Origin of the sequence: Methanothrix sp. (assembly GCF_016706325.1) — an archaeon.
Lineage (GTDB): Archaea > Halobacteriota > Methanosarcinia > Methanotrichales > Methanotrichaceae > Methanothrix.
In genome coordinates, this window is the sequence record NZ_JADJJX010000001.1 from 1,623,684 (window position 1) to 1,641,205 (window position 17,522).

A 17,522-nucleotide genomic window follows, 5' to 3' on the forward strand; every position below is an offset into this window, starting at 1 on the left:
AAGATTATTAGTAGGAGCAACCTCAACTGTGATCATTCCTAATAAAATTAAAAATTAAGAGAATAAACGAGGATTGTCAGATCTTTACAGCAAAACGAGGTGAAAAAATGAATGAGTCTAGCAAGATAGCATTTGGAATACTGCTAGGAATGGCATTGCTGGGAACTGCATGCATTGGATTATGCCAGGAATCTCCTGTAGTGAACATCATGATAGATGCTGATATCGCTCCAACTCACTCCGCGGATGATGTAGATGTAGCTGGCACCTCTCTGATAAAATTAATCAATGAGATCGATCCCAAGAAACGAAATGTCACCATCTTCGTGAGCGGGGGGATGGCAACCGTCTACAGGCTCGGAGTGGCATCACAGGGCACTATGGCCAACCATGAGCTTGCCCTCTATGGAAACAATACCGGCGAGGATCTGACCATCCTATCCAATGCCGAGCAGGGAGCTATCCTGAAGGATGCAAATAACAGGCTATACCACTGCTATGTCTGCGGAGGAAAGCATATAGATATCAGGGGCTTCCGTCCCCAGGGCTTCGAGCAGAATGAGGATACACTGCGCATCCTGGAGAATCTGAGCATAATCTACAATGCAGGCTTCCAGCAGGGCCTGATCTATGCGCCCGGACATGAAGAAGATGCCTGGCCTTACCTCCTGGATGGATTCAAGCTATATGCCGTTCCCATCACTACAGCGAAGGTCAATGGAGAGTACGCCGTCCTCTACGATAAATATGTCAAGGAGCAGGGGCTCAGCGGCTCACAGTGGCAGGAGCTCTTGCAGTCCAAGTTCGACGAGAATGTCAGGGATGGGGCGCCCACTGTCGTTATCTTCAGCAATCTCGTTTCTGGGAATGGGGAGTACCTTGATGCCTACAGGAACTTCCTGGACTATGCTGGATCCAATGGTGCCCGATTCCTGACCACACTGCAACTGGTTGAAGAGGCGGCAGCCAAGGATCCCGGCAGCACTATTCCAGAGCTTGAGGAGGCCAGGAAGGGTGGAATGGATGTGAGTCCCTCAGAGAAGGGATCGGTCATAGTCTGCCCAACCTGTGATGAGGCAAAGGCTGAAAAGGGTGCATCCATTATCAGCTATAGTGTAAGTAAGAGCAAGGAGTGCTTGAACTGCACGGACAACGCCACCATCAATTCCACTGAGCTCGCTTAGGGCATGCAATCGGCATCATATGATTGTGGCAGGGCATATCCTGGCAGCACAAATAAATTCTGATCTCTTTTTATTTTCCAGCAATGAGATAGTCTCAGGCTCATGGAGCTTAGGCGCAAAGAAATTGATCCAGATTGCCTCTGCCGGTTTATCCAAGGAAAACGGCGAAGAGCTCAATACCAGGACTATGAAGGGGCTGATGATTCGGAAAGAGCCGATTCAGTAGCCCTTACATCCGGCTGCTCTCTGGCAGTGATGTTCATTTGGCCATCTCCTGCGGCTCATCGCATGATCGGTTTGGGCTTGTGAATCACATGAAGTTCCTTTGTGATCTCTGTTTCATCGCCTTTTCCTGATTGATTCTTAAGCTTAAGCTTTATGATGTGCTCCCCAAGGGAGAGCCCCGTTGCATCGATCTTTGCGAAGCGTTTGCCCTTTTCCGGATGGTTCCTGGATCCCGGAGCCTCATCATCCACCGACCACTGCAAATCCAGTCCACTGTCTCCGATGGATTCGTCCAGCTCGACCTCAACATTCGAATCGTCCTCGCAGACAACCAGCTCTTCGCCAATTGCAGAATCAGTCGGACCGTCCACTATGAGTTCCATATTGGACTCCCCAATGCATGCCGCCAGGCCTGCTCCATCCTGCCCTATCTTGGGGGTGAGCTTTGCATTTATTCTGAACCTTTTCTGCTGCCCTTTAGGGATTACAGGGGCATAGAACTCAAACGATCCTGTATTCGATCCTGTCTGTGTAAGAACCCCAGTGGTAACTAAATCATCGCCGATCTCATTTCCATTCTCATCCACCTCAACTACTGTCCAAATGTAGTCATAATCCACTTCATCCTGGGCATTCTGGGCCGCTGTTGCCAGGCTGATTATCTCTCCAGATGTCTTTGACCCCAGCAGACTGGCACCCTCTGCAGTGTATGCTGTGGCCAAGAGCAGCATCAAGAGCAGCACCGAAATATTTTTTTTCACCTGTTTACCCTCCAGTCCAATGGCAGCATGCACTACACTTCGTTAAGTAATATAGACGATTGAGTGCAATTCTTATCCGGGATTGTACTGTTCATACCAGAATATAACAATAAATATTTTATCAATAATTTGAATTGGCGGAGCTATTTTTTGCCATCAGCTGATTGTTGCAACGGGATGAACAGCTTTGATACGAAAATAGGCTTCAAGCATGCAGATACAATCCCTTCTGCATGCGATAGATCTCTTTTTATGTACTCCCAATCCGAATTTGACCCCATGCCAATTCTAATTTGGTCCCCACTTATGCTGCCATTAGGCCTTCGGAAAAAGAAATTACCATCGATAGCTCCAGGCCGCCAGGCAGCCGGGCCTCATCCGAGGTAAAAAAGGATAATATCGACCTGCGGCAATTCAATTCACCTTAAGAGCATACCCCATATCAGAAGATCCGCGATTGATCTTCGATGAGAGAATAGTTACCGGCCGGCTCAACGCTGCTGCTGATAGCCTCAATATGAGAGCTTCGAGCTGAATAGTCCGCTGAGAAGTCCAGTCGAATTGCTCAACCGACCGCAACCTATATCCACTTATTCGAATACATTCGAAAGCATGAAGCCAATAGCCTCACTTCTTCTTGCCATTATGATGCTGGCCATCCCTGCTGTGATGAGCCAGGATGCTGAACACTGGATCAGCCAGACGAAAAGCGATTATTATAACGGCTCATACTCCCTTGCCCTTGATGATATCGATCAATACCTGAAGATCAATCAGACAGACACCTGGGCCTGGAGCTTCAGGGCCAATCTCCTGAAGAAGATGGAAAGATACAGAGAGGCAGTGGAGAGCTTTGATATGCTCATCGCCCTGGATAGCTCCCATGCAGAAGCCTATAACGATCGCGCTCTCATCCTCGCAGGAGGGCTGAACCGGGATGATGAGGCACTGGCTTCCCTGGAGGCAGCCCTGCAGATCGAGCCCTTCAATGCCAATATCTGGTATAACAAGGGAATGGTCCTGGAGAAGATGGAGAGGAATAACGAGTCTTTGGAGGCCTACAGAAGGGCGATCGATCTGGATGAGGATCTGGACAGAGCCTGGTTCCGCCAGGGGCATGTTCTCATGAGGCTGGGGAGGAATAGTGAAGCCCTGAAGTGCTTCCAGAAGGCGGCCCAGCTGGATCCGGCCAACAGCCTCTATCAGCAGAGTCTGCAGGACATGGGTGCCCTGACAATGAATGATCTGGATGCGGATGGCCTGGCTGCAAATGGTCTGGATGCGAATGGTCTGGATATGGATGATCTGGCTGTTGACCTTCAGGAGAATATGCTGGATTTCTCTGCCTCTTCTGCCCGGCCAGGACGATAAACATCCTTTTATTTATTTTTGCCATAAAAGAGAGCAAGGAGCCTTTTATTTTTGATTTATGATCCGGCGATTGGGATGGGGATGATTGGGATGGGGATGATTGGGATGGTGATGATGGCTATGGGTATGATTCTGGGAGGTTATGTATCCCTGGACCGCCTCCAGCTCGGAGATCTGCCTCTGGATCATTTCATTTATGCTTTCCGAATTGTAAGATCCGTTTAGATCGAAATATGCATAATTTCCCTTCACCAGCACACCCTTGCCGGTGTAATATCTTCTCAGATCCTCCATCAGATAGACATATGCTGAGCTGGATAAGCCGGATGCATTGATGCCAGCTAGATCGACTGTGATGTTGCCCACAACGATGCTCGCCGGGGTGAGGACATATGTGATGGTGCCGCCCATATCAAACCCCGATGCGGCAGGAGATGTGCCCATGCCAGAATGCATCAAGGCCGCCCAGATGCTGAGCAGTGCCAAGATGATCAGAAAAGCGCCTCTCTTCAAGATGATGCCACCAGCATTACTCTGGCTGGCAATGAGAAATAGTTTTGGGTGGAGGCCTTTGATGGGAGGGGGTTGGAGGAGTAGAGACCCAGGTATTTTTATAGGTTCAGAGGCCAATACTGATTATTGGTGATATAGATCATGATCAAAGGTCTCATAAAGCTGTTCATCGGTCTGATGGCCTTCACCTGGCTTGCCAGACGATTTCTCCGCTGCCGCATCCCGCATGAGGAGACTGAGAGCGCCACCTCTGATTCAGGGCGCGACTGAGAAGGCAGGCCTGGCCTCAAGTCCGGAGGACGGCTTCCCGGCAGATGGATGCCCAAGAGAGGGAGAGAGCCCGCAGGGGAGCTGGCCGCGGGCGGCATTGATGCTCTGCCGATGATCAGTCGATCGATCCATCTGGCCCTCCCGGAGCGCCAAATGCAATGCCCAAGACTATGCCCAAGACTATGCATCTATCAAGAACAACCGAACTTTCTATTCCCTGATAATTCCATCTGTCCAGGGCTTTTTCCTCGAAGAAAAAGGGGCTTTTCACTGTTTTCTATGAGACAAAAAAAAGGTTAAGCCTCGGACGGGATTCGAACCCGCGACCTCGTCCTTACCAAGGACGCGCTATACCGGGCTAAGCTATCGAGGCGCTAAGAGCCCCTTGCGCTCGCCCTTCATGAACCTTTCGGTCTGAAAAGGGGAAAGGGGCTGATATGAAGCCGCGTGAAAAGAGAATGAGAGGAGTGCAAGGCAGACCTTCAACTGCTTTGCTCATGGCTCAGCTCAATGACGGCTCGCTCGATGATAGCTCAGCTCAATGATAGCTAAGCTCAATGATGGCTAAGCTCAATGGCCTGCTCATAGGCCTCCTCTGTCCTCTCGGCAATATGATCCCAGGAAAACTCGCTCTCTATCCTGGCCCAGCCTGCCCGCGCCAGATGTCTCATCTCTTTGGGATCGTTGAGCATCCTGTTTATGCACCAGGCTATGGAGTCGGGCTGGATATATGCTAGCAGACCATCCTGGAAGTTGTTGATGATGCTCACAGCATCAGTGGCCACCACCGGCTTGCAGGCATCCCATGCCTCCAGCACCACCACCCCAAAGGGCTCATTGCGGGAGGGGACGCACATCATGTCACAGGCATTGATCAGCATCTGCTTCTCAGCGCTGGAGATATAGCCCAGGAAGCGGCAGGAATCAGCAACGCCAAGATCGCGAGCCTTTTGCTCGCATTCTGCCCTCATGCCCCCCTCTCCGATGAAAAGGAAGCAGACATCAGGCCTATTTCTAAGCACCTGGGGAATGGCCTCCACCAGGAGATCCGGACCCTTCTGGATGCTCATCCTGCCACAGAAGAGCACCACCGGTGCCAGGGGATGAATGCCATATCTCTCCTTGATCCGGCCAGCATCAACCCCCCGCCTCATCTTGCCCACAATTATGCCGTTTGGGATGATGAGGAGCTTCTCCTTGGGCAGGCTGTAGATCTGCATCAGCTCATCCTGCATCCTCTTGGTGGTCACAATCACCTTCGCCGCCTCATAGCAGCCCAGCCACTCCCTATGAGATATCTCCTCGGATATGCCATATCCAAAGTGATTCCCATTCCTCCCCCATTCAGTGCTGTGCATAGTCAGAAGGAAGGGCAGATGATAGTCGCTCTTAATGCGGGTCAAGGCGGTAACTGGATGCCAGTCGTGGCCATGCACCACATCGAAGCTGCCGAAGAGCTGCTGCACTGCACCAAAACGATAGTACAGCGCATCGCACATCCTGTTCATCTGGTCGAGGATATCGCCGTGCTCATCTACATCTGCCCGCTGGTAGTGCACCCCATTTATCTTATCATAAGACTCAAAGTCCCCTCTGCGGGTAAAGACATGAACCTCATGGCCCCGCCTGGCCAGCGCTTCCGATATCTCTGAGACATGAGGGGCAACACCACCTACTTTTATTGAGTATAGACTCTCCCAGGAGAGCATTCCAATTCGCATCCACTCACCATGCATCCCTAAAGGCATCCTGTCCATATCGCTGAGAGTACTGCTGTGAATGCTGCAAAGGGTGCTCAGAGCATTATGCCAGTAGTACTTCGGAGAGGTGCCTTTAAATTATTATCAGTATGGTCATTTTTTAGTGCTGTTTCTTCTTGTTTGCCTGTTTTTAAAAGTATTTCAGGCCCTACAAAGGCTCAGTATGATTTTAGTCCGATAATTGATTAATCTTTCGGCGGCAGGGCAGAAAAATCAATTCCGCCGCGGCCTGCTCTGGAGGAAGGGGATTGACATATATGCCCGAGCACCTCTCAAAGCCTGCGATCCTGGAGAATGTCGGCTGAATCCTGGTGTTGAAGTGATGTCTCTCAGGAAGTGGAAGGCAATCATGGCAGCAGTAATGCCGGTAGCAATCGGCATGGGCTTCAACCAGCATCTCCATGTGCCCCCTGCTGAAATCCTTGGGATTTTGGCGATGATCCTGTGAGCCTGCGATCACCTCATGATAGCCCTGGCCAAAGAGGGAAATCCATTCTGCTTCCAGGGGCCCAGGCCTTGGAATCACAGTAGGATATGCATTGAGAAAAGCCCTGATCTGCAGGGCTTCGATCCGATCTGATCCTGGCGCAGGAGACCGTCGCCAGTATAAGCGGCAAGGGCCATCGAGGTCCTATCCTCATGCCCCGGCAGAGGGGGGCAATCTCTCTCGTCTGCCTCTCTCATCTGCCGGGACTGCTTTGGCCGCCAGGAGATCCGAAGGCCTTCTATTGCATTCGGAAGCGATGATGCAGTGCTCTTCCAAGAAATAATGCCCCTTATCTCGGGCAAACCTATACCGCCTGAGACCTATCTTGACAGAGAGCTATCGCCTCCTCATAGATGGCCAGGGTGCTCTCCGCTGCCTTCTGCCAACTGAAGGCGGTCTGAGCTCTCTTCCTGCCGTTTCTGCCCCAGGCCTCCAGGCGCTCTCTGTTCTCCAGGGCGAGGTTGATCCCCCAGGCCAGATCGGCTGGATCGCGAGCATTGACATGAACCCCGGTGGGCTCGTCCTCCCCTGGATTCCTGACTATCTCCGCCAGGCCGCTGGTACCCGCTGCACCAACCACTGCCGCTCTGCCCATGGCTGCTGCCTCAAGGGCCACGATGCCAAAGGGCTCATAGAGGCTGGGAAAGACGCATAGATCAGCCAGAGCATAAAAGAGCCTCTTCTCCTCTGCACTGACGAAATCAGTAACCAGGGTTATATTGCCCTGCCGCCTGGCCTCATCCATAGCCCAATCCTCCAGGCTGCCGACACCCAGCACCAGGAGCTTTATTCTGTTGTGCTCTGCCCGAACGCGGGGCAGGGCAGCAAAAAGCTCTCTTATTCCCTTCACAGGCTCCAGCCGTCCTACAAAGAGAATTACGATATCATCCTCATCAAAGCCATATCTCTCTCTGAGAGCGGCCAGGGATCTTTTATCCACCTTATCCGGATCGAAGAAATCGCAATCCACTCCATGATAGCAGACCCGGATTTTATCCGGCTGGACGCCCAGGCCAGCAAGCTCCCTTTTCATGGCCTCGGATACTGTGATGACCAGGTCAGCCACCTCAGCGCCCTTGTGCTCCAGGGCAATGAGCTGAGGATTGGGGCGGGAGGACCGGCCCGCCTCCAGGCCGTGAACGTGGTAGATCAGGGGAATGCCGGATCTTCTGGCGGCCATACCACCAGGAAGGGCCAGCCAGTCATGGGCAACGATCAGATCGAAACCCCCCTCCTGCATCAGCCTGTCAAGAGCGAGCTGGTTGTAGCAGAACAGATTGAGAAGATAATCCAGCCCCTCTCCCCAGCCCAGGGTCTGGGGGGAGAGAAAGATCTCCATTCCCTCCCTCATGGGAAGGGGCCTCTCCCGGAAGACCTCCACCCCGCTCATCCTCTCATGTCTGGGAGTCTTCTCCGATCCCCAGGAGAAGACTGTGACCTCCTGCCCCTGGGCGACTAAAGAGCGAGAGATATTATCTGCATACACCCCCAGCCCCCCATAGATGAGGGGAGGGTACTCAGTGCTGAAATAGGCGATTCTCATTGACCTCAATTAATGCCACTCCTCTGGATTCATCTGTCTGGTGCAAACCGGCATTCATGCCAGTACTCAAACCGGTGCTCATGCCGGCAGATAGATGTGATGGTGTTCATGCCATAGATATGGGTGTTCATGCCATAGATATGCCGACGCCGGGACTGATACCTGACCGGTGATCAGACTGTAAGGTTTTTATAATACTCCAATACGGGCTGATCCCAGCTGAACTGCCTGGCCAGGGAGAATGACTCCTCGCACAGCAGCCGGTATTTCACCTCGTCCTCCAGATAGGTGCGGGAGAAGTAATCCAGAGCCAGGGCATAGTCCATTACTGTCTCCTGGAGCTGCATCTCGATATTGTCCACAATCACCACCCCACCCAATCCGGGCACCCGATGCTCAACCTTCTTCAGGGCATCGCTATATCCAGCGCTCCGGCTGACGATGCTGGGAGTCCCCTCCCGTCCCGCTTCCAGTGCAGTTAGAAGGAAGGGTTCGTACTGAGAGGGGAATATGCCAGCAACACAGCCGGCCATGAGCTCATCCGTTCTCATTCCCAGGCCGCCATCATTCGGTCCCAGCCACTGAGGATAGAGAACGGCCGCCACACCCCTCCGGCCGGAGATCAGCTCATCCTTGCCGAGCCGCCGTTCATGGATCATGTTCTCCAGACGGATCTCATCGCCCACTAAAACCTCTATGGGCAGTTTGATGGGGAAGCCCTCGGGAAGCTTATCCCTGGCTTTGGGACCGTGAGCAGTGATGAGAAAGCAAACCACTACGATCTGATCGGCATGTCGCTGTCCCATCATCCTGTGCTGGAGGAGATGATCCTGAAGCACCAGGGCATCCAGGAGCTGAGGATAGCCTTTGTTCTCTATCTCTATCCTGGAGATGGAGAAGATGGGGATGATGTTCTCCCTTGCTGGGCAGTTTCCCTCGTGGTTCCCATAGAGGTTTTTGATGATGAAATCCTGGATCCTGGCCCGGCAGCGTTCCTTTTTATCCCAGTCAATCCGGTCTACACGAACATCGATCCCATTGCGGATGACCACCCCCTTCATGCGGTGAAAGAGCATCGCCTCTTTCATTGTGGAATCGCCCACAAATGTGACCCCATCAGCATAGCGGGCCAGGGCCTCCAGGGCGGCAAAGCCCAGTGGGGTTCCAGGCTCCATCTTTGAGTCATTCCTCCTTATCTTCTCCAGCGATCTGTAACCCGCCGTCCTTCCAGGTACAGTAGCATGGAAGGTACAGAGGGTTCTCACTGGAATGCCCAGCTTCTCCAGCCTGGCAGCAGCATAGAAAACCCCAAACTCATGGCAGTGCAATGAGATCCGGACCTTGGGCATAACCGAGCGGGCGAAATCCGCCACCGCCTTATCGGCGTACTTCTTCGCCCCCTCATCCCGGGACTGGGCAAGGTTGCGCACCAGCTCTGAGACGGCATAGGAGAGATTGAGATAGTGATTGTACTCCCCTCCGTAGTGCTCCTTCTCAAACCTCATGGAGTCCAGGCCCAGGAGAGTAAAGGCCTCGGTCTTGATGGCATTGTTGAGAGTCATCTCCTGGTTCTTCCAGCGCACCAAACGGGACTGATAATAATTGGTATTAAATAGCACATAGCCGATGGGAACGCCATTCTCGACCCGCTGGCCGGTGATGCTCTCAATGCCCATGGAGTTCAGTTCCGCCAGGGCCTGGCCCAGCTCCTCTCCCATCTCCAGCCGGTTGAAGGAAGAGATATCAGTCACCCGGTTCCGGCCGGCGTTCCAGTCCGATCCTGCAGCAGGATAATTGGGGCCGGCTACCAGAATACGAAATTCGCTATCTATTTCCCCTTTCGCTACCAGCCGCGCTAAGGTTGTGGCCTCGGCATCCACTACATTCCAAATGCCTCCCATCTTATTGGAGGCAGGGCCCGCTTCCTCTGCGGCCAGGACGATCCATCTTTCTATCATTCTTTCCTCATGGATAAGGGGAGAGGGTTGATACAGAGATGCCATCATCTGAGATGTCCAATACTCTGATGCTATTGGCGATCCTCGATCCCCTCATCTTCATTATGTAGATCGATCTGATGAGCGTATTGCCTATTCTCTCCCGGTTGAGCATGGTGGCGGAGTCCGCCCCGTACTCCAGGAACTGATTGGTGCCAAAGGCGGTGCCTATGGTGACCATGCAGGTAACACCGCTGGAGCGGATGGTGCCGAAGAGGTCGTCGGTTAATGAACGAACCTTGAAAGGCGCCTCTACCGCCATGAAAAATGCTGTCAGATCATCGATAAAGAGCCTCTTAGGCTTTTCCTCCTCCACCTTCCTCTCCACCAGTTTTCTGAAATTGATGAGAAACTCCACTGGATCTATATCGACGCTCTTCTGCAGCCTCAGGACCGGGTCTGTGACATCGATGATGCTCAGCTTCCCTGCTTTTTCCATTGCGCCGAAGTCCCAGCCAAAGGAGGACATCATCTCTCTTCTCATATATTCTGCGCTCTCTGAGGGAGTGATGATCATTCCCTTCTCTCCCTCTCCGATGCCATAGTGAATGAACTGGCTGGCGAAGACGGTCTTGCCAGTGCCTGAGGAACCAGTTATGGTATTTACAGTTCCCAGATGAAATCCGCCGCCTACCATCTCATCAAACCCAGGTATGCCGGATTTCATTCTTGGAAATTTGCTGCTATGTACTGTCATAATTAACACCCCTCACAGCTCTTGCGCTTTTGGATTGCAGTGCCGGACGCAGTTTATTCTCTCAACTATGCTAGTTAGCCCTTTCGATCAGAAGTCGAACAGGGACTTCTGCCTCTTCTCTGAGCTGGGGGCGGGCTCGCTGCCATTCTTCCTCTCCGCCCTGGCCTGGCCGTCTCTCTTGCTCGGCCCATCCCGTCCCTTAGGTCCACTCCCCTCCGGCTCATCTGCCGCCTGGCCGCTCTTCCGCCATGCCAGCTCTATCTTCTCAATCTTCTCTCTGCTCTGAATTCTCACCGCCTCATCGATGATGCCCTGCACCTTCTTGGTGCCAGGAGAGCTTCCCAGGAGGAGAGCAACCTCCTCAGCAGTCAGCTCCAGCTGGGCCGCCAGCCGGGGGGCGCTCTTCTTGTCCCTGAGGAGCATGCCCACAAAGTCCATCAGCTCCGAGCGGGCGAAGGAGAGGGATACATGACAATGCCTGCCGATCTTTCTGGCGGCAGAATCCCTGATCGATCTGGCTTTGCGGGTCTGGCCCATCCTCCGCCACAGGCTGGGGGGACGGAAGGCCACATAACCATGCCTGCGTTCCCTCTTGGCCGCCTGCACCCCCCCGGTCATGAGATAGCTGGCATAACGCCACAGCCCATAGTTCTGCCTACGCCGCACCCGGCCCAGAAATATGTCGCTTCGGGCCAGGCTCTCATATCCCTGGAGAAGGTCCTGGCCGGAGTATGCCAGGGGCAGGTTCTCGTCCACCCAGTTGATCAGATCCTCAGGGCTCTCATCCAGGGTGTAGGATGCCTCCAGTGCCTCTTTGGCGCTGCTGCCCTTATAGATCACCTCCAGCACCCGGAAGATGGATGATTTGACATCCCTTTGAGCAGTGGCCAGATCCTCCATCAGAATGCTCTCCCGGCCCTCTGCAGCTGCCTGCAGATCGTTTACTGCAGAGCGCATGTCCCCCCCTGCCCTCTGGGAGATCGTAACCAGCAGATCGGGATCGCAATCTATGCCCTCTGCCCGGCAGATCTCCCTTAAGGCCTGGGCGATGGTGGTGGAGCGCACCGAGCGGAACTGAATTCCCCGGGTTGCATCGCGGAGGGTCTTATCGATCTCATAGTATTCATTGGCAATCAGGATCACCGGCTGGAGGGTCTCCCTGACCAGGCGGAGCATGGCCGCCGCCCCGCCCCGGTCGGCAGTGCCATGGAGGTTGTCCGCCTCATCCAGGATCACCAGCCTCGGCTTTCCAGAGAAGGTCTGACTTCGCGATGCAGGAACGGCAATCCTCTCGATCATCCCCGCAGTGCGGGCATCTGAGGCGTTCATCTCAATGTAGTCCCAATCGAGATCACGTGCCAGGGCCAGAGCGGCTGAGGTCTTTCCTGTTCCCGCCGGGCCGTAGAGAATGACGGCGCCGGCTATAGGCTCACCCCTCTCCCAGGATAGAGCCCACTCTCGAAGGTCATCTACTGCCTTGCCATTGCCCAGGACCTGTTTGAGTGAGGCTGGGCGGTACTTCTCAGTCCACTTCAATGCTGCGGGCATCTACCAGACGCCCTCTCTTCCCGTCAGCTCATCGATGGCAATCTCCCATATGGTCATATCCATCCTCTCCAGATCCTGGCGCTGGAAGCTCTTGCCTCCGTGGCCGCCCAGGCCCATTCTGGTAAAGGCGTCAAACATCCTCTGCTTGGCCTCTATATCATCCAACAGCTCTGCCCTGCCAAAGGCATTGACGCTCATCCACCTGCCCTTCTCCAGAACATCCACCTGAAAGCAGACCCGAGGATTCTCAGAGGCATACTGGACCTTCCTGCCCCTCCCCCGGGAGTGAAGGTAGATCTTGCCGTCATGATAGACAAAAGACATTGGAACCACATAAGGCTGGTCATCCCTGGACAGCCCCAGCCTGCCATATCTGGCTGACAGGAGAAGCGCTTTGCATTCCTCTTCAGATAACTCCCTGGGCTTCATGATCTGCAGTTGGCCCTCCAGGTTTTTAGCTTTTGCCGGATGATCTGGACGGGGAAGGTGATGAGCCTCCTTTGCCAGTTGGCCCCTCAGCTGGCCAGCTCAGATCGCCCTCCTTCCAAAAAGGTTTTACCCTAACAGAGCCTTTCATAGGCGAATGTTCAGCAAGATCCTGATAGCCAACCGGGGAGAGATCGCCATCCGGGTTATGCGAGCCTGCCGGGAGCTGGGCATCCCCAGTGTGGCCGTCTACTCCGAAGCGGACAAGAATGCACTGTTCGCCAAGTACGCCGATGAAGCAGTATTCATAGGACCATCTCCATCCAGCCAGAGCTACCTGAAGATAGATAACATAATCAAGGCCGCCCTGGAGACTGGCGCCCAAGCTATCCATCCTGGATATGGCTTTCTATCTGAGAACACCGCCTTTGCATCTGCCTGCGCTGAAAACGGCATAGTATTCATCGGGCCGCCCTCATCGGCCATCGATTCCATGGGATCGAAGATCACCGCCCGCCAGACGATGAAGGAGGCAGGGGTTCCAATAGTCCCGGGCATTGAAAAGGGCATCAATGATCCTGATGAAGCGATGGACCTGGCAGATGGCATCGGCTATCCGATCATCCTCAAGCCCGCGGCTGGTGGCGGAGGAATCGGCATGAAGATCGTGAAAAGCCGGGGGGAGATGCTCCCTGCCCTCACCTCATCCCAGTCTGTGGCCCTCAGTGCCTTTGGAGATGATACGATATATATCGAAAAGTATCTCACCGAGCCCAGGCATATCGAGTTCCAGATCCTGGCAGATGAGATGGGAAAGACGATATATGTCTCCGACCGGGAGTGCTCCATTCAGCGCCGCCACCAAAAGCTCATCGAGGAGTCGCCTTCGCCTGTGATGAGCGATGAGCTGCGCGAGAGCATGGGTGCCATCGCCGTTAAGGCGGCAAAAGCCATTGGATACGCCAGCGCCGGGACAGTGGAGTTCATGTACTCCCGGGGGGACTTCTATTTCCTGGAGATGAACACCCGCCTGCAGGTCGAGCATCCCATAACTGAGATGGTGACAGACGTGGATCTGGCCAAAGAGCAGATCCTCATCGCTGCCGGCCAGCCCCTGAACTACGATCAGAGCGACATACAGATCCGGGGATGGGCAATAGAGTGCCGCATCAATGCCGAGGATCCCTTAAACGACTTCTCTCCCGCGCCCGGCAGGATCCAAAGATACAGAAGTCCAGGCGGTCCAGGCATCAGAGTTGACAGCGGAGTCTATTCAGGCTACCTTATTCCCCCTTACTATGACTCCTTGATCTCCAAGCTGGTCGCCCATGGCAAAGACCGCAAAGAGGCAATCGCCCGGATGGAGCGAGCCCTTTATGAGTACATCATCGTGGGGGTGAAGACGAACATCTTCTTCCATAAGGCAGTGCTCAGAAATGCCCGGTTCAGAAGCGGTGACTTCAATACGGGATTCATCAAGGAGGAGAACATCGCCGATGCTGTTATCCGGGTGGCTGCAGAGGACTTTGATAAGCACCAATCACTGGCCTCCGCCCTTGGGGCCGACAACCGCAAGGTGGCGGCGATAGCAGCAGCTGTAGGCTCCTACCTTGGCCAGCAGAAACCAGAGGAGAAGCACTGATGGTGAGGCCCAGGCTATGAGCTCCGGCCATGATCCCAGGGGCAATGATTCGGATTCCCTGGATGAAGAGCGCATCCTCTCCGGCCTTGAGACCAGGTGGCTGGGCAGGGATTTGCTCCTCTTTGATAGGGTCGCATCCACCAATGAGCTGGCCAGCTCACTGGCCCGGAAGGGCAGCAGGGGCAGTGTCATCCTGGCCGAGAGCCAGACCGGTGGCCGGGGCAGGCTCTCTCGATCCTGGGAATCGCCACCCGGCGGGATCTGGATGAGCCTCATTTTAGAGCCGGACATCCCCCTTGCCCTTGCCTACCAGATCAATATGGCGGTCTGTCTCGCTGCCTGCAGAGCCATATCCTCACTGCTAGGCCTCAAGGCAGGGATCAAATGGCCCAATGACATTCTTATCGGAGGGAGAAAGGTCGGAGGCATACTGATGGAGATCCAAGCCAATGGAGAGAGGCTGGAGTATGCAGTGGTGGGGGTGGGCATCAACGCTAATATCGATCCATCTCCCTTTCCCGGTGAATGGATGGCGACCTCTTTATCCCAGGAGATGGGATCCAGTATCTGTCGTACTGCTCTGATCCAGAGAATTCTCCTGGAGATGGAGAGGGCATATGAGAGTATGGGCTCAGAGGAGATCTATGATGAGTGGCGGCAGCGCTCAGTCACCCTGGGCAGGATGGTGCGCATCTCTGCCCGTTCTGGAGAGGTGGTGGGTGAGGTGGTGGACCTGGCCCGGGACGGAGCCTTAATGCTGAGGATAAATGGCGATCTGATGAGAGTCCTGGAAGGGGATTGCATTCATCTGCGAGGATTGGAGAGAAAATGAGGAGAAAAAAGGTTTTGGGAATTGCTAAAGATACTTTGAAGTTCATACTGGAGGCATCGCGCTCCACCGCCCCGTTGGAGTTTGCTGGCCTGCTCCAGGTGGATGATGATATCATAACTGAGGTTCTGATCCTGCCCGGCACGGAAAGCTCTCGCATGAACGCTCTGGTAAGGCTCTATATGCTTCCCAATATGCAGGTGGCAGGCTCAGTCCACAGCCATCCATCCGGAGTGCTCCGCCCCTCAGAGCCGGATATCCTCTTCTTCTCTCGCACCGGAGACTATCATATCATCGTCGGTCCCCCCTTCGACGAGAGGAGCTGGGTGTGCTACAATGCCGCAGGGGAGCGTCGCGACCTTCCAGTCCTGGATGTACAGTTCGATGATGATGGCTTTTATGATGACCTCTATTGAGGATGATATCCATTGAGGATGATCTTCATTGAGAGGATGGCCGGGGTCCGGAATGGAGATTGAGCCTTGACGCTGGTGGTTGCCACAGGCACCTTTGACCTTCTCCATCCCGGGCATGTCCTGTACCTGGAGCGATCCAGGGCTCTGGGAGATGAGCTGGTGGTCATAGTGGCCAGGGATGTGAATGTCCGCCATAAGGCCAAGCCCATCCTGCCTGAGGAGCAGAGGCGGAGGATGATCGAATCCCTAAAGCCGGTGGACAGGGCAGTTCTGGGCGAGGTGGGCGATATCTTCCGGACAATAGAGGAGCTCCGGCCTGATATAATCACCCTGGGCTTCGACCAGCACTTCGACCCCTTAAGGCTGGAGCACGATCTCTTCCGTCGCGGCCTACACCCCCAGATTGTGAGGATAGATGAGCAGGAGCCCTGTGAGCTGTGCAGCTCCCGGCGTATCGTCAATAAGATACTGGAACGCTTCCGGGGCCGCCGCATCTAGCCGCCAAGTACTTATACGGCATTGATAGTTTGCGGGCCTGTATGGCCAGAGTCGCAGTAGGAGGCACCTTTGATCCCATCCATGATGGGCATATAGCCCTGCTCCGGCGCGCTTTTGAGCTGGGGAAGGACGGAGAGGTGGTGATCGGCCTGACCTCGGACGAGATGGCCCGGTCGAGCAGGAGCAGATCAGTACGCAGCTATGAGAGCAGAGAGGAGGATCTGCGCACTGCGATCAAGAAATGCTTTGGGATTGATGATGTCCATATCACCAAGATCGAGGATCAATGCGGCCCATCGATCTATTAGAACTTTGATTTTATTGTGGTATCCCCAGAGACCCTGCCCATGGCGGAGAAGATCAATCGCCTCCGGACCAAGAAGGGCCTGCCGCCCCTGCAGATATCCAGGATAGAGTATCAGATGGCTCAGGATAAGATCCGCATAAGCTCCACCCGGATATCGGAGGGAAAGATCGACCGGCACGGTCGGCTCTTGATCGGCTGACACTCTGACCGGATGACACTCTGACCGGATGATATTAAATAGCTGATAATTTGAACATCGAACAGCTGATACTTTGAACGGCTGGATGCGATCTTCAGTAAAGGATGGGGTTGAGGCAGGCTCAATCTCTATGCAGCTTACTATCTCTCGTCCCTGAATGAGAGGTTGATCTTGGCCCGGTAGGCGGAAATCTTTCCATCTTCTATCTTCACATCCAGCTCTTTCACCTCCGCTATCCTCATGTCCCTGATGCTTTCAGATGCAGCCTCGATGGCATTTCTGACTGAGTATTCCCAGCCCATTGAATCCTTTCCGACTATCTCAATTACAGAATACATGAGATCCCTCTCCTCTGTAGTCAACCTGTGATGCTGCTGCAATCCTTTTCGATCTGTTGAGCACCCCGTCATGGAGTTGAACAGCCTGGCACTCAGCGATCATCACTCATCAGCCTGGATTTCAGCTCCCTTTGCTCCTGCTTGAGAATGGTCTTGCCCAGGACCAGCCTCTTGGCATGATCGAGTTCATAGATCTCTCTTTCCACCAACTCCCTCTCTTTCCCATCCTCCACAGCATAGATCCGCCGATCGGAGATGGTGCCCTCCTTCTGACAGGCCTGGATATCATGCCTCAAGCAGTGATAGGCATAGGCAACTGTTCGATGCTTGTGCTCACAAGAGCCCCGTCTTGTCCCCCTGGTCGTATAGTATACAACGTTATCCGCCAATTTCACCGCCTCTAGCCTGTATTTGCTGCGTACCTGCTGCCTTATGCAGAGGCGCACAAGAGCAGGGTTATAGCTCTCCATCCTCCTTGAGCGCTTTGTCCGGGCATCGTTTCCATTTACAT

Annotated in this window: 22 protein-coding genes and 1 tRNA gene; 9 read left to right on the plus strand and 14 right to left on the minus strand. The window is 53.9% G+C overall.

Translation table 11 applies throughout. The annotated features are described in order from the left end of the window. Nucleotides 1-107: 107 nt before the first annotated feature. Complete coding sequence (locus tag IPI63_RS08380; protein ID WP_292477932.1) at nucleotides 108-1,184, plus strand: hypothetical protein; 1,077 nt, start codon at nucleotides 108-110, stop codon at nucleotides 1,182-1,184. Nucleotides 1,185-1,465: 281 nt separating this feature from the next. Here IPI63_RS08380 and IPI63_RS08385 read toward each other — a convergent pair whose 3' ends face one another. Beyond that, nucleotides 1,466-2,170 carry a hypothetical protein gene (locus IPI63_RS08385; protein WP_292477933.1) on the minus strand — a complete coding sequence of 235 codons (705 nt, stop codon included), beginning with the start codon at nucleotides 2,168-2,170 and terminating at the stop codon, nucleotides 1,466-1,468. 612 nt (nucleotides 2,171-2,782) lie between these two features. Between IPI63_RS08385 and IPI63_RS08390 the strand changes: the two genes are divergently transcribed. Continuing rightward, a complete protein-coding gene (locus tag IPI63_RS08390; RefSeq protein WP_214065511.1) occupies nucleotides 2,783-3,541 on the plus strand; it encodes a tetratricopeptide repeat protein in 759 nt (252 codons plus the stop codon). Nucleotides 3,542-3,586: 45 nt separating this feature from the next. Here IPI63_RS08390 and IPI63_RS08395 read toward each other — a convergent pair whose 3' ends face one another. Next, on the minus strand, nucleotides 3,587-4,054 hold the full coding sequence (locus IPI63_RS08395) for a hypothetical protein (protein ID WP_292477934.1): 468 nt from the start codon (nucleotides 4,052-4,054) through the stop codon (nucleotides 3,587-3,589). Between the two features lie 141 nt (nucleotides 4,055-4,195). On the opposite strand from IPI63_RS08395, the gene IPI63_RS08400 reads away from it, so the two are divergent. Beyond that, nucleotides 4,196-4,324 (plus strand): hypothetical protein, encoded by a 129-nt coding sequence (locus IPI63_RS08400; RefSeq protein ID WP_292477935.1) that lies wholly within the window; start codon nucleotides 4,196-4,198, stop codon nucleotides 4,322-4,324. Between the two features lie 115 nt (nucleotides 4,325-4,439). Here the strand turns inward: IPI63_RS08400 and IPI63_RS08405 are convergent, their stop codons facing one another. From IPI63_RS08405 to IPI63_RS08450, 10 genes are all read right to left on the minus strand, one after another. Next, a complete protein-coding gene (locus tag IPI63_RS08405) occupies nucleotides 4,440-4,595 on the minus strand; it encodes a hypothetical protein (RefSeq protein ID WP_292477936.1) in 156 nt (51 codons plus the stop codon). A gap of 28 nt (nucleotides 4,596-4,623) precedes the next feature. Further along, nucleotides 4,624-4,697 (minus strand) — tRNA-Thr (locus tag IPI63_RS08410). Between the two features lie 181 nt (nucleotides 4,698-4,878). Continuing rightward, nucleotides 4,879-6,060, minus strand: coding sequence for a glycosyltransferase family 4 protein (locus tag IPI63_RS08415; RefSeq protein WP_292477937.1), 1,182 nt, complete (start codon nucleotides 6,058-6,060; stop codon nucleotides 4,879-4,881). Between the two features lie 193 nt (nucleotides 6,061-6,253). Further along, nucleotides 6,254-6,487 (minus strand): hypothetical protein, encoded by a 234-nt coding sequence (locus IPI63_RS08420; protein WP_292477939.1) that lies wholly within the window; start codon nucleotides 6,485-6,487, stop codon nucleotides 6,254-6,256. Between the two features lie 234 nt (nucleotides 6,488-6,721). Then, nucleotides 6,722-6,847, minus strand: a complete 126-nt coding sequence (locus IPI63_RS08425) for a hypothetical protein (RefSeq protein ID WP_292477940.1) — start codon at nucleotides 6,845-6,847, stop codon at nucleotides 6,722-6,724. 28 nt (nucleotides 6,848-6,875) lie between these two features. Continuing rightward, nucleotides 6,876-8,114, minus strand: coding sequence for a glycosyltransferase family 4 protein (locus IPI63_RS08430; RefSeq protein ID WP_292478215.1), 1,239 nt, complete (start codon nucleotides 8,112-8,114; stop codon nucleotides 6,876-6,878). 173 nt (nucleotides 8,115-8,287) lie between these two features. After that, nucleotides 8,288-10,072, minus strand: a complete 1,785-nt coding sequence (locus IPI63_RS08435; protein WP_292477941.1) for a glycosyltransferase — start codon at nucleotides 10,070-10,072, stop codon at nucleotides 8,288-8,290. 7 nt (nucleotides 10,073-10,079) lie between these two features. Continuing rightward, nucleotides 10,080-10,808: an ATPase domain-containing protein gene (locus IPI63_RS08440; protein WP_292477942.1), complete on the minus strand. Its 729-nt coding sequence runs from the start codon at nucleotides 10,806-10,808 to the stop codon at nucleotides 10,080-10,082. 87 nt (nucleotides 10,809-10,895) lie between these two features. Then, entirely contained in the window at nucleotides 10,896-12,356 is a 1,461-nt protein-coding gene (locus IPI63_RS08445; RefSeq protein WP_292477944.1) for a replication factor C large subunit, read from the minus strand. Continuing rightward, complete coding sequence (locus IPI63_RS08450; protein ID WP_292477946.1) at nucleotides 12,357-12,785, minus strand: pyridoxamine 5'-phosphate oxidase family protein; 429 nt, start codon at nucleotides 12,783-12,785, stop codon at nucleotides 12,357-12,359. A 154-nt stretch (nucleotides 12,786-12,939) separates the two neighbouring features. Between IPI63_RS08450 and IPI63_RS08455 the strand changes: the two genes are divergently transcribed. The 6 genes from IPI63_RS08455 (at nucleotide 12,940) to IPI63_RS13110 (ending at nucleotide 16,673) form a co-directional block, all read left to right on the plus strand. Further along, a complete protein-coding gene (locus IPI63_RS08455; protein ID WP_214065518.1) occupies nucleotides 12,940-14,424 on the plus strand; it encodes an acetyl-CoA carboxylase biotin carboxylase subunit in 1,485 nt (494 codons plus the stop codon). Nucleotides 14,425-14,440: 16 nt separating this feature from the next. Beyond that, nucleotides 14,441-15,256: a biotin--[acetyl-CoA-carboxylase] ligase gene (locus tag IPI63_RS08460; protein WP_292477948.1), complete on the plus strand. Its 816-nt coding sequence runs from the start codon at nucleotides 14,441-14,443 to the stop codon at nucleotides 15,254-15,256. Beyond that, on the plus strand, nucleotides 15,253-15,669 hold the full coding sequence (locus IPI63_RS08465; RefSeq protein WP_214065520.1) for a Mov34/MPN/PAD-1 family protein: 417 nt from the start codon (nucleotides 15,253-15,255) through the stop codon (nucleotides 15,667-15,669). The genes IPI63_RS08460 and IPI63_RS08465 overlap by 4 nt, the downstream gene beginning before the upstream one ends. Nucleotides 15,670-15,735: 66 nt before the next feature. After that, nucleotides 15,736-16,167: an adenylyltransferase/cytidyltransferase family protein gene (locus IPI63_RS08470; protein WP_214079929.1), complete on the plus strand. Its 432-nt coding sequence runs from the start codon at nucleotides 15,736-15,738 to the stop codon at nucleotides 16,165-16,167. A 41-nt stretch (nucleotides 16,168-16,208) separates the two neighbouring features. Beyond that, entirely contained in the window at nucleotides 16,209-16,475 is a 267-nt protein-coding gene (locus IPI63_RS13105) for an adenylyltransferase/cytidyltransferase family protein (RefSeq protein ID WP_292477949.1), read from the plus strand. Between the two features lie 15 nt (nucleotides 16,476-16,490). Continuing rightward, nucleotides 16,491-16,673, plus strand: a complete 183-nt coding sequence (locus tag IPI63_RS13110) for a hypothetical protein (RefSeq protein ID WP_292477950.1) — start codon at nucleotides 16,491-16,493, stop codon at nucleotides 16,671-16,673. 140 nt (nucleotides 16,674-16,813) lie between these two features. Here IPI63_RS13110 and IPI63_RS08485 read toward each other — a convergent pair whose 3' ends face one another. Together IPI63_RS08485 and IPI63_RS08490 are read right to left on the minus strand one after the other, a co-directional pair. Next, the gene (locus IPI63_RS08485; protein ID WP_214065523.1) at nucleotides 16,814-17,011 is read right to left on the minus strand and encodes a dodecin family protein; all 198 of its coding nucleotides are present in this window, start codon (nucleotides 17,009-17,011) and stop codon (nucleotides 16,814-16,816) included. A gap of 92 nt (nucleotides 17,012-17,103) precedes the next feature. Further along, nucleotides 17,104-17,481: a hypothetical protein gene (locus IPI63_RS08490; RefSeq protein WP_292477952.1), complete on the minus strand. Its 378-nt coding sequence runs from the start codon at nucleotides 17,479-17,481 to the stop codon at nucleotides 17,104-17,106. Nucleotides 17,482-17,522: the final 41 nt, after the last annotated feature.